An 11,814-nucleotide genomic window follows, 5' to 3' on the forward strand; every position below is an offset into this window, starting at 1 on the left:
ACCCCCGCTCGCATCACTTCTCGCTTCGTCGACAGAGTCGGATCAGAAGCCCTTGCCCTCGTCGATCGCGGCCTGAGCGGCCTCGGGCGAGTCGAACGTCTCGCCGGGGACGATGATGTTCTTCTCGACGCTGTCGCCCGCCAGTGCGGAGTTGACCGCGTCGACGGCGAGGTCGCCGAAGAACGGGTTGTACTGGGCGACGAAGCTCAGCTCACCAGCGGCGAGTGCTTCGAGGGCCGGGGTGGTGCCGTCGATCGTGGCGATCTTGACGTCCTCACCCGGGACCAGGCCCGCGGCCGTCACGGCAGCGGCCGCGCCGATGCCCATCTCGTCGTTCTGAGCGAACACGAACTGGAGGTCCGGGTTCTCCTTCAGCACGGTCTCGATGACCGACTTGCCCTCGTCAGCGGTCCAGTTGGCCGTCTGCGCGCCGATCTTGTTCCAGCCCGAAGCGCCCTCGATCGCCGCATCGAAGCCCTCGTTGCGCTCGTTGACGACCGAGAGGCCGGGGACGCCCTCGAGCGTGAAGTAGTTCGCGCCCTCGGGGAAGGTCTCGACGGCCCACTCGCCGACGGTGCCGGCGACGTTGACGTTGTCGGGTGCGATGCGCGTGACGTAGAGATCCTCGCTGGCGTCGACACCACGGTCGAGCAGGATGACGGGGATCTCAGCCTCCTGGGCGAGCTCGAGCGAGTCCTCCCAGCCGGAAGCCTCGGTCGCGGTGAGGAGGATCACGTCGACCTCGTCGTTCACGAACGTCGCGAAGGCGTCGATCTGCGACTTCTGGTCGGTCGGGCTCGCCGCGGGAGCGTACTTCAGGTCGAAGCCCGCGTCCTGCGTGAACGCGTCCTTGATCGCCTGCTCGTTCGCATTGCGCCAGCCGCCTTCGGGGCCGACCGCGACGAAGCCGACCGTGGTCAGCTCGCCGTCGCCGCCCGCGTTGCCGCCGTCGCCGTTGTCGCCGCCGTCGTTGCCGCCGCCTGCGCAGCCGGCAAGACCGAGGGCGAGCGCCCCCGCGCCGACGAAGCCGATCAGGCCGAGCATCCGCTTCTTGTTTGCCATCTCTTCTCCTCCTTGAGACTCCCCGACGCTACTTGGTCGGCGAGGAAGTGCCGGTGCCCCAGCGGGACACTCTCGGGTTTGTGCGAGTCCATTGTGCGCGCTAACAACCCAGTGCGCAACTAGTTCTGCAAGATTCGTTATTTCTCCGTTACCGCGAACATTAACACTTTCGCGTGAGCGGCAACATACCCCTCTTCGCCACGCGTGAGAAAGGCGCCTCACCTCAGAGAGCGAGGCGCCTTCGATCGAGCGTCAGGAGCGGGGCGGCGCGGTCGAGGCGCGGACGATCAGTCGCGGCTCGATGATGTCGTGCTCGGTGACCTCTTCGCCCTCGATCGCCGCGATGATGATCTGCAGCGCGAGCGCGCCGAGCGCCGAGAAATCCTGCCGCACCGTCGTGAGCGGCGGCAGGAAGTGGCGCGCGTCGGGAAGATCGTCGAACCCGACGACGCTGATGTCGTCGGGCACCTTCAGCCCTCGCTCCGACAGTCCGTGCACGAGGCCCAGCGCCATCTGGTCGTTCGCCGCGAACACCGCCGTCGCGTCGGCGAAGTCGTACGTCTTGCCGAACGTGTAACCGTAGTCCGATGTCCAGTCCCCGACCACCGGAGGGGCGATCGGCAGACCCGCGTCGGCGAGGGCATCCCGCCAGCCCTGCTCGCGAGCCCGCGCGTCGTACCAGTCCAGCGGCCCTGACAGGTGGGCGATCGAGCGGTGCCCGAGCTCGATCAGGTGCATCACGGCGGCCATCGCGCCGGCGCGCTGATCGACCGCGGCGGTGTGCATCTCGGGGTCGGACTCCGCCTTGATGACGAGGGTGGGAAGACCCGTGCTCTGCTGGCGCAGGAGATCGAGCGACGAAGCGCGCGGGGCGATGACGCAGAGCGCGTCGACGCCCTGGGTCACGAGCTCGACGACGCCGGTGTCGATCTGCGACTCTTCGTCGTCGGAGATCGAGAACGCGCTGATCGCATAGCCTGCATCGCGCGCAGCGCTCTCGATCGCGCGGAGCGTGCTGTTCGGACCCCACTGCACCGGGCTGTCGACGAGGATGCCGATGCGCATGGCGCGCCGCGTGGCGAGCGCGCGCGCGATGGAGCTGCGCGTGTAGTTCATCTCCTCGATGGCCTGGAGCACACGCTCGCGGGTCGACTCGCGGATGTTGGGGTGCCCGTTGAGCACGCGCGAAACGGTCATGTGCGAGACGCCCGCCTGCTTGGCGACATCGTAGATGCTCGGCCGCTGCCAGCCCCTGGCCATCTGATCGGTCACAGTGGATCACCTCCCTTTCTTGCTGACCACATCGTAAGGCGCGGCGCTGGAGGCCGCCGCCGCACCGCCGACGCCGGGGAACACGGCTGCCGCCGCTCCGGGGACGAGCCAGAGGATCAGGCCGGTCACGACGAGGAGCGCGCCCGCCCCCGCCGCGGCGATCCAGCCCACGGGCACGGGGTCGTCGGTTCCGGACGGCGCAGCGCCTGAGGCGCCCGGTCCGCCGGTGCCGCCGGTGCCGGAGCCGGAGCCGGACCCGTCGGGGGTCGACGCGGTCGGCGTCGGCTTCGGCGTCGGCTTGCCCTTCCCGGGGTTCCCGTTCCCGTTGCCGTTCCCGTTCCCGTTGCCGTTCCCGTTGCCGTTCCCGTTCCCGTTCCCGTTCCCGTCGCCGTTCCCCGGGTTTCCCGGGCCGCCGGGGTTTCCCGGGTTTCCCGGGCCGCCGGGGTTTCCCGGATGACACGGATGCCCGGGCATTCCCGCCCAGGGAGGCGGGCCGGGTGTACCCGGGGTCCACGTGCACTTCAGCGGGGTGATCTCCACCGTGACGCGGACGCCGTCAGGTTCCGGGGCGGGGCCGGCGGCCGACGCCAGAGTGCCGGGAACGATGAGCGTTCCGAGGACGAGCGCGAGCCCGGCGATCGTGCCGGCGATCCTCCCCCGGCTCCTCACGAGACGTCCGCGGCGGATTCGGCCTCGCGGCGTCCGGCCGCCTTGGCATCCTCGAGCATCGACTCGAGGCGCCGGCGGGACCGGATGCGCCCCCAGACGATCGCCCACACGACCAGCACGATGCCGGCGAGGATGATGAGCTGCGGCCAGGGCACCGCCCAGACGACCGTGTCCGCAGTCACGGGTTCGATGGTGGCGCTGTCGCCGTTCATCGTCACGACCGTAGGGGTGACGACGACCGAAGCGGGAACGACGAACAGCGGCCAGACCCCCTCGACGACGACGGTGATGTCGCGCGAGTCGCCGGGCAGGAGTTCGAGCGTGCGCTCCCCCTCGGCCGGGAACGCGGTGGATGCACCTGCAGCGGACACCGTGCCTTCGGCGAGGAGAATGGTGTTCCCGGTGTTCTCGGCGCGGAAGGTGATCGTCGCCTCGCCGGGACGGAACGGGTTCCACGACAGGGAGTAGTCGCCCGAGACCACGTCGACTGTGGCCGAGGGCGTGATCTCCCCTGTCACCCGTGTGGTCACGCGGAAGCCCACGCGGCTCTCGACGCCGACCGCTGTGCCGTCCTCACTCTCCTGGACGGACACGATGGAGGCGGTGATCCCGGCGGCGTGGTCGCCCGGCTCTGCCTGTTCGGGGACGGTGATCGTGAAGGGAACGACAGCCGTCTCGCCCGCATCAATTGTGACCGTCTCCGGGACCGAGATCCAGGTGCCCGCGTCGACGGACTCCTCCCCGGCCGGAAGGATGTCGAATCGACCCGTGCTGGTGTAGAAGCCGTCGGCGGCGAGGAGCGCGAACTCGACTGTCTGGTCGCTCACGTTGCGGACCGCGAAGTAGTCGTCGACCGACTCCCCCGGGTCGAGCTCGTTCTCGACGAAGGTCCGCCCATCAGGCCCGGACTCGTTAGCCGGAGTCACCGACCAGCGGACGTCGGGTGTGTCGTCGGTGTCAGCGGACGCGGGTACCGCGACACCGGCGACAAGCGCCAAGCCCAGAGCGAGGCCGGCGAGCGCATGACGCGCCGGCCGGAGGCGGGATGAGAGTGGCAGCAAGGACAAATCCAGACGTCAGGGTCGGGGCCGCCGTAGACGGCCCCGACCCGATTCAACACGAGTCAGTCTTCGCGTGTCAGTACGCGTCTTCCCACAGCGTGAGGGTGAGGGTCGCGGCGTAGCTGCCGGGCGCGACGTCGACGGGCGTCTTGAGGAACAGGTTGGCGTTCGCCGACCAGGCGCCCGCTGCGGCGGCCTCGCCCGAGTCCAGGGAGAGCGCCAGGAACTCTTCGCCCTCGAGACCCACGTTGTTGGGTCCCTCATCGAGCACGGTGTCGACATCCGGGCCGACTGCGACCTCGCCGTTGCCCTCCTCCGAGAGCAGCTGCGGCGACCAGCCGAGGTGTCCGGCCGAGATGGAGTTCGCACCCGAGACGAAGTCGGACGACTGACCGGTGACGTACCAGGCGACGCCCTCGGGGACCTCGGCGCGGTCGTCGGTGACGGTGACGGTGGGCAGGGTGCCGTCGAACTGACGGATCTCGGCGTCGGCGGACTCGACCTCGGTCAGCGTCGCGGCTTCGCCGCCGACGGTCATCGTCAGCGCGCCCACGGGCTCGATCGCCTCGATGTTCACGTTGACGTCGACCTGGTCGTTGCCGACCTCGTCGGCGATGGCGGCGCCTGCGACACCGATCAGCAGCATCCCGCCGAACGCACCGGCGGCGGTACGTGCGAACAGTCCTCGCTTGTTCATTCGTTCTCTCCAATTTCCCGGTCGGCACCTCTGCCGACCGAACTCGCGAGCGACCGGTCCATCCGGTCGTCGGGACTCGCTGGAAGCCTCAGCCGTTGCCGAGCGCCCCCGTCTCACATGGGTCGTGGCCGGCGCGAGGTGCGCCCGCCTCTCGGCGCGTCGCCCGGAGACTCCCCGCCACGACGAGCGCGACCGTGGTCTGCGCCGTACGGCTGAGGGAGTGACTGAGCATATTTGCACCTTTGCTCTCGGATCCGGCGGTGGATCGACTTGGCTCGCCTTGGATGTTACCGGCAACAGTTAGCGAGAACAAGACCCGAAATCGGTTTCGAGCCGTTTGATTCGGATGGCTGGCGCGACCTGCCCTGACTACGGCGAACGCACGGGACGGCTTGCGCTGCTCCACGAGGAATTCCGGTTGCCCGCGGCGCGCGACAGCGCGCCGCGGGGTCCGTCCACACCCGCGGCGCGCGTCGCGACGGCCGCTGCTGCGACCGTGGTCGGGTCACCCGCACGAAGCGGGCGCGGTGGTCACCTCCGTCGTGTCGATCACCGGCGAACCGGCAACCGCCGCCGATGCCGTGAGGCTGATCGATCCGGTAGGGATCGACGCCAGGCGGGTGGTGAACGATGCCGACGAGCTCTTGCCCGCGGCGATCGAGGCGAAGGTCTTCGAGCCGTAGGCGCCCGTCACCGTCGCCGAGACCGCGACATCGTCGGCGTTCGAAACGGTGACGACCTGCACGACCTTGCCCGACACGCAGCGGGCGGAGACGGATGCCTCGACCTCGAGCACCGGCGGATCGCCGAGCATCACGTCCACCGTGCTGGCCGCCGATCCGGCCAGCACGTCGAAGTCCGCGAACGCCGCCGACAGCTGCACCGCCTCGCCTGCGGCATCCGTCTCGGGGACGACCGCCTCGGCGACGTACGCGCCGTCCTTCGCGACGATGGGCGCGTCGACCGTCAGATGGCCGACGGTGAACCTCACGAAGCCGGCGACCGCTCCCCCGTCGGCGGCCGTGACCGTCGCGGCGAGCGCATCGCCGGGCCGCAGCGTGTCGCCGGGCTCGACGCCGTCGAGTTCGACCTCGGTCGCGACCTTCGTCAGCGGTGCGCCCTTGGCGGCTTCCCACTGGTTGAGGGTGACGGGCAGCACGCTGCCGTGCCGGGACTTCGGAAGTGCCCCGGTGACGGTGCGCCACTGCGGTGCGGCGAGCGACTCGGTGAACAGCGGCAGGTAACCGACGCCCGTGAAGTCGTCGACGAACAGGTAGAAGCCCTCGTCGACGCCCGCCGGCAGCGACGTGTCGCCCGCGTTCGCACGGAAGATGGTGGGGCCCTCGGTCGTGCGCGTCGTGTTGCGCGCGGTCTTCGAGATGCAGCTCGCGTCTGTCTGCCACGCGTAGTCGCCCGGCACCGTCAGCGCGTGCATGTCGCCGGACGACTCCTGCACGATGTCGACGCAGCCGGTCACCTCCTTGGTGAAGCGGTAGAAGGTGCCGTCGTCCTCGATCATCGTCGAGTCGATGCGGTCGCCCGCGTCCTCCCACACCTTCGCGGGCGAGAACGTGACGAAGTCGCGCGTCGTGGCGTACATGACCTTCGAATAGGTCGAGTTCGGGGTGCCCGCCTTGTCGTACGGACGCGTGCCGTCGAGGTAGACGCGGGACGACCAGTACACGACGAACTCGCCGGCCGCAGCATCCCAATACGCCTCGGGCGCCCACGTCATCGACGCGTTCGGACCCGAGACCTTCACGTGCCGCTGCTGTGACCACGTGCGCAGGTCGGTCGACTGCCAGATCTCGAGGTGGGCGCTGCCCTGGTCGAGCGCGCGGTCCCAGCTGCCGTTGCGGCCGATCGAGAGGTCGGTGGCGATGAGGTAGAACCGGTCGCCCTCGGGCGCGCGCAGGATGAACGGGTCGCGCAGCCCCATCTCGCCGAACGTCGACGTCACGAGCGGTGCGCCGCCGCCGAGCACGTCCCACGTCATCGCGCTGTTGCCCTGCGAGGCCGCGAGGAAGATGTTCTCGCCCGCGATCGTGTCGGCGGTGAAGTAGGCGAAGAGGTACCTGCTGTCGGCCGCCGCGCGCGGCAGCGGCTCGACGGTCACGGCGAACTCGCGGGTGAGCGCGTCGGGACCGTCGCCGATCGTGGCCGTGAGCGTCACCTCGACAGGCTCGGACCCCCACTCCGGTCGGGTGACGACGCCCGCTGCGGCCGCGCCGGTCGCGGCATCCGTGATCACGTCCTCGTCAGACGACTCCCATTGGATCGGCGAACCGGCCGCACCCCGCGCCGGAAGGGTGAGGTTGCCGCGCACCGACTCGGGCACGCGCAGCGCGTCGCGGTCGGCCGCCAGGTCGGCGGCGGCGAGTGCGGGAACGGTGACGGTGAAGGAGCGCGGGCTCGGCGCGGCCTGACCACGCGTGGTCGCCGATGCCGTGAGCGTCACGACCGTGGCCGGCTGACCGGGTGCGGGCCGCGTGACGGTGCCGTCGGGCGCGATCACGGCCGGATCGGACGACGCCCACCGGACGCCGTGCAGCGTCACGAGCTGGAGATCGGCGGTCACCGCGGTGGTGTCGCCGAGGTCGAGGGAGGCGAGCTTCGCGCTCGACGCAGTCGCGAGTTCCGCGGCATGCGGCATCGCGTCGAGCTCGGACAGCGCGACGACCTCGGTGTCGCTGAGAGCGCGGTCGTAGACACGGAACGCGCCGATCGACCCCTTGAACAGCGTGTCGGGCCAGGGCGCACGGCCGATCGTGTTGAGCGTCTGCGTGATGTCGGCAGGCGTCAGCGTGGTCTTGATCACCCCAGCGCGCTGACCGTCGGTGTAGAAGGTGAGGGTGTCGGCGTCCGCGTCGATGACTGCGGTGAGGCTGTGCCAGCGATTGGCCGTCACGCCGTACGCGGTGCCGTTCTTCTCCCCCGCCGCGGAGCCCACGGTGATGCCCGAGCGAGGACCGCGCACGTTGGCGAACCAGTACTGCTGCGTGGCGTCGTTGCCGATGTTCCACAGGAAGTGGTTCGAGGTCAGCATCGTCGGGTCGGACTTCACGTCGATCGACACCGTGGCCGAACCCGCTCCGGCCAGGATGTCGTCGGGCAGTTCGACCCAGTTGCCGGTCGAGGTCTTCGCGCCGCCGGTGAACCGCAGGGCTCCCGCCTCGGACCGCTGATCGGCGACGTAGTTCCGCACGACCGCGTCGAACGGGTCACCGGCCGCCGCGTCGCCATCGGCGGTGTTGCGCACGGCATCGCCCGAGGCCTCGTCGAAGAGGTACTCGGCGACCAGGCTGTCGCGCAGCGGGTCCGCCGCGGTGGCCGCGGTGGCCGCAGGCAGCAGCCCCGCGGCGACGACGCTCGCCGCCGCGACGATGCCGAGGGCACGCCGGCGGATGCGGGTGGGTGCAGTCATGACGGATGTCCTCTTTCGGGTGGAGGGGGAAGGATGCCGCGGCCCGGGCGCGCTCACACCCGGGCCGCATGGTCTCAGCCGCAGCTGCTCGCAGCGAACGCGAAGTCCTGGTCGTACGCGACGGGCTCGCCACCGACGGTGGCCGAGGCGTCCGCGCCGACCGCGCCCGGCTCGATCGACGGGAGGCGCGTCGTGAAGGCCTGCGACACGGTCTTGCCCGCCGCGACGGACACCGTCTTCGCGCCGTACGGCGATGTCGTCTTCACGGCTACCGGGAAGGTCTCGCCGTTCGTCACCGACACGGTCTGCACGACCTTGCCTGCGACGCAGCGCGCGGCGACGACGGCCGAGACGTCGAGCGCCGGCTCGGGGTCGCCGACGACGGTGACGGTCACCGACACGGTCCGGTTGTCCGGCGCGACCTCCTCATCGGCCTCCATGTCGAAGATGGGCAGGCCGTCGGCGGCGAAGTGCACACGACGCACGAAGGTGTCGCGACCCGTCAGCCCGTTGTTGCTCGTGCGGGCGTGGAAGACGTACAGCAGGTTGTCGTCCTCGTCGAACGACCACATGCCGTGTCCCGTGCCGAGCTGCCACTGGCCGTTGAAGACGCCCGACTTCTGGATCGGGTAGTTCAGCTTCGACCACGCGGCCGGGTCCGTCAGGTCGACGCCGTCGCCCGCCGTGGCGGTCGCGAGGCCGGTGGTGTACGTGTCGCCGACGGTCGAGCCGGAGTAGATGAGGTACAGCTTGCCGTCGCGGACGTGCACGTTCGGCCCCTCGGCGATCGTGTTGTCCCACGCGTACTCGGGCGCCAGGATGCGCACGGGCGCGGACGTCAGCCGGGTCGGGTCGGCGGGATCCATCTTCGCGATGAAGATCGACCCGAGCATCTGCCACGAGTAGTACGACTGCCCGGAGTCCTGGAAGTACGTCATGTCGAGTGAGATGTTCTGCACCGGGTTGAGGATCGACCCGTCGGCACGCACGACCTTCTGCGCCTTGGTCCAGTTCGCCGGAACGGCCGGGTTCAGATCGTTGCCCTGGGCGTCCTGCTTCAGCTGGATGATGCTGGCGCGTCCGGTCCACATGTCGGGGCGGCCGTTGGAGCCGTTGTAGCAGGGCATGAAGAGGATCGACAGGCGGTCGGCGATGACGTGGAACTCGGGCGCCCAGAAGCAGCCGGTCATCACGCCGCCCTCGGCGTCGGTGTCGCCGGCGCGGAGCAGGTCGACCTCGACATTGCGCCCGGCGTCGAGCGCCTCGTCGGAGAGGTCCTCGATGCGATCGGCGACCCGGATCGGCATGTGCGCCCCGTTCGCCGGGTCGATCGGATTGAGGTTGAGGTCTTCGGTCGCGATCATGAGGAACTTCTCGTCGCCGTTCCAGTCGAACCGGAAGATCGACGGATCGGCGCGCTCGTCGGCGAACGGCGTCGCGTACTCGGGCTGCTTGACCGTTCCCGTGACCTCATAGGTGCCGGGAGCCGAGGTGTCGACGGCGTCGATGGATGCCTCGTCCCACGCGATCGCGCGAGTGTCCTCGGATCCGTCGCTGTAGGTCAGCTCGACACGCTCGGGCAGCGCAGCCTCGAGCGAGTCACCGGCTTCGAGCTCGACATCGTCGAGCTCGGCGACGCCGGTGTTGACGACGCGGCCGAACCGCACCTCGAGCGCCTCGGCGATCTCGGGCGTCACCGCGATGGCGTTGCCACTCGCGAAGTTCGGCACCGACGCGCCCGTCACGCCGGCTGTCGCCGCGACGGCGCCGCGCAGCACCGGGCCGCGGGTCGAGGCGTCGGCCAGATCGCCGAAGGTCGTGTACATCGCGGCGCCCGCGTCGGACGTCCACGTCACGAGGTAGCGGTCGGCGGCCGAGTCGAACACGACGGCCGGCTCGTTGACACCGCTCGTGACCCCGACGTCGATCAGGCCGACCTCGTCGTAGGACCGCAGGTCGGCGCTGCGCGCGAACAGCAGGCGGTTCGACTGCGTGCCGTCGGCAGCGCCGCCGCGCGCGGTGCGCGTCGCGACGATGCCGAAGTCGCCGTCCTCGAGATAGAAGATGTGCGGGTTGCGCAGGCTGCGGAGGATGCTCTCCGACGTGCCGTTCGCCGGCGGAGTCACCGACGTCTTCGGGAAGAAGATGCCGTAGTTCTCGTTGAGGGGCGACCACGCGCCGCCGTCCTCGAGCGCAAGGTGCATGCTGAGGGCGACGTCGGCGTTGTTCGCCTCCGACACCGTCGTGGGGGTGCGGTGATAGGCGAGCAGGCCCGGCGCCGCGGCGGGGAGAACCCGCACGGCGAACGTGCGCATCGAGGAGGCGCCGGTCGCGGCATCCGTCACAGTCACCTGGATCTCGGCCTCGACCGGCTCATCCGAGCTCGAGCCGACGGATTCGCCGACCTCGACGTCGCCGGCCACCTCTGTCACCTCGACGGTCGAGCCGGCGGGTGCAGCCGGGAGGGCGGTGCCCGATCGGAGAACCGAGGGGATCACGAACCGCTGCGCGAGCCGATCGGCGCGCTCCTGCGCGGTCTCGGTCGACGGCAGCACAGTCACGGTGATGGTCTTGCTCGCGCTGATCCCCCGCACCGCGGCGGTGGCGGTGAGCTCGACCTGCGCCGACGGCTCCCCCGCGAGCGGCGGGGTGACCGCGCCGGTGGTCGAGACGACGTCGGGGTTGCCCGACGTCCACGTGACGCGGCCATTCGCGGCCGGCAGGTCGATGTCGGTGCTGGTCTCGCGGTCGGCGAGGTTCAGGCCGTCGATGATCGCCTGCGCCTGAGCCTGCAGCTCCGAGGCGTGGGCCTGGGCGTCGTCGGCGGAGACCTCAGCGACCTCGGCGGCGCTGAGCGCCCGGTCGTAGACGCGGAAGGCCGAGATCGCGCCCTGGAAGAGCGGATCCGGCCAGGGGGCGCGGCCGATGGTGTTGAGCGACTGGTCGACGATGTCGGCGGGCGTCGCTGCGACGTTCCCGTGGGCAGCGCGGACGCCGTCGATATAGAGGGATGCCGTGCGTGCGGCCCCGTCGACGACCGACGTGACGTTGACCCACGTGTTCGCGGTGAGCCCGCACGCGCCGGACTGCACGAGCTGCTCGGCTCCGCCGGCCTTGATGCCGACGAGCGGCGAGCGACCCGAGCCGCAGTTGAGCGATGCGAAGAAGTACTCGGTGGCGGAGGACTCATTGCCGATGTTCCACAGGAAGTGGAATCCGTTCAGCATCGCTGCGGAGGCCTTCACCTCGGCCGTCACCGTCGCCGACTGGGCACCCGCGAGGATGTCGTCGGGCAGCTCGACCCAGTTCCCTGTGGAGGTCTTCGACCCGCCGCGCATCGTGAGCGACGACCCCGTCCAATCGGCCGCCTGCAGGTTGCGCACCGTCGCCGCACCGAAGGCCGAGTCGGCCGCGGTGTTGGGCACGGTCGAGCCCGAGGCCTCGTCGAAGAGGTACTCGGCGATCAGGCCGTCGGCGGGGGCGGCAGCGGTCGCGCTGCTCACGCCCAGCCCCAGGACCATCGCGCCGATCGCGGCTGCCGCGATGGCTGTCTTCCGGGTGCGGGAGGACACTCTCATTCCACTCTCCATCAAGTGAGGCCGAACATCGTCGAACGGGTGTTATCGCTC

The 11,814-nt window shown here is 69.9% G+C and carries 8 protein-coding genes; all 8 read right to left on the reverse strand.

Annotation, left to right across the window (positions count from 1 at the left end; all coding sequences use genetic code 11):
- Positions 1 to 42: 42 nt before the first annotated feature.
- Entirely contained in the window at positions 43 to 1,062 is a 1,020-nt protein-coding gene (locus tag MK786_RS10500) for a substrate-binding domain-containing protein (protein WP_241112181.1), read from the reverse strand.
- 252 nt (positions 1,063 to 1,314) lie between these two features.
- A complete protein-coding gene (locus MK786_RS10505; RefSeq protein ID WP_241112182.1) occupies positions 1,315 to 2,334 on the reverse strand; it encodes a LacI family DNA-binding transcriptional regulator in 1,020 nt (339 codons plus the stop codon).
- A 6-nt stretch (positions 2,335 to 2,340) separates the two neighbouring features.
- Positions 2,341 to 3,003: a hypothetical protein gene (locus MK786_RS10510; protein WP_241112183.1), complete on the reverse strand. Its 663-nt coding sequence runs from the start codon at positions 3,001 to 3,003 to the stop codon at positions 2,341 to 2,343.
- Positions 3,000 to 4,064, reverse strand: coding sequence for a DUF916 domain-containing protein (locus MK786_RS10515; RefSeq protein WP_241112184.1), 1,065 nt, complete (start codon positions 4,062 to 4,064; stop codon positions 3,000 to 3,002). Before MK786_RS10515 ends, MK786_RS10510 begins: the two co-directional genes overlap by 4 nt.
- A 76-nt stretch (positions 4,065 to 4,140) precedes the next feature.
- The gene (locus tag MK786_RS10520) at positions 4,141 to 4,761 is read right to left on the reverse strand and encodes a hypothetical protein (protein WP_241112185.1); all 621 of its coding nucleotides are present in this window, start codon (positions 4,759 to 4,761) and stop codon (positions 4,141 to 4,143) included.
- 88 nt (positions 4,762 to 4,849) lie between these two features.
- The gene (locus MK786_RS10525) at positions 4,850 to 4,993 is read right to left on the reverse strand and encodes a hypothetical protein (protein ID WP_241112186.1); all 144 of its coding nucleotides are present in this window, start codon (positions 4,991 to 4,993) and stop codon (positions 4,850 to 4,852) included.
- Positions 4,994 to 5,266: 273 nt separating this feature from the next.
- A complete protein-coding gene (locus MK786_RS10530; protein WP_241112187.1) occupies positions 5,267 to 8,185 on the reverse strand; it encodes an immunoglobulin-like domain-containing protein in 2,919 nt (972 codons plus the stop codon).
- 74 nt (positions 8,186 to 8,259) lie between these two features.
- Positions 8,260 to 11,763: a family 43 glycosylhydrolase gene (locus MK786_RS10535; RefSeq protein WP_241112188.1), complete on the reverse strand. Its 3,504-nt coding sequence runs from the start codon at positions 11,761 to 11,763 to the stop codon at positions 8,260 to 8,262.
- Between the last annotated feature and the right edge of the window lie 51 nt (positions 11,764 to 11,814).

The organism is Microbacterium sp. CFH 31415 (genome assembly GCF_022538185.1).
In the GTDB taxonomy this organism is placed as follows: domain Bacteria; phylum Actinomycetota; class Actinomycetes; order Actinomycetales; family Microbacteriaceae; genus Microbacterium.

Excerpts from the sequence above, each read along its gene's own strand:
- MK786_RS10500 (WP_241112181.1), bottom strand. The coding sequence starts at position 1,062 with ATGGCAAACAAGAAGCGGATGCTCGGCCTGATCGGCTTCGTCGGCGCG.
- MK786_RS10520 (WP_241112185.1), bottom strand. The coding sequence starts at position 4,761 with ATGAACAAGCGAGGACTGTTCGCACGTACCGCCGCCGGTGCGTTCGGC.
- MK786_RS10525 (WP_241112186.1), bottom strand. The coding sequence starts at position 4,993 with ATGCTCAGTCACTCCCTCAGCCGTACGGCGCAGACCACGGTCGCGCTC.
- MK786_RS10530 (WP_241112187.1), bottom strand. The coding sequence starts at position 8,185 with ATGACTGCACCCACCCGCATCCGCCGGCGTGCCCTCGGCATCGTCGCG.
- MK786_RS10535 (WP_241112188.1), bottom strand. The coding sequence starts at position 11,763 with ATGAGAGTGTCCTCCCGCACCCGGAAGACAGCCATCGCGGCAGCCGCG.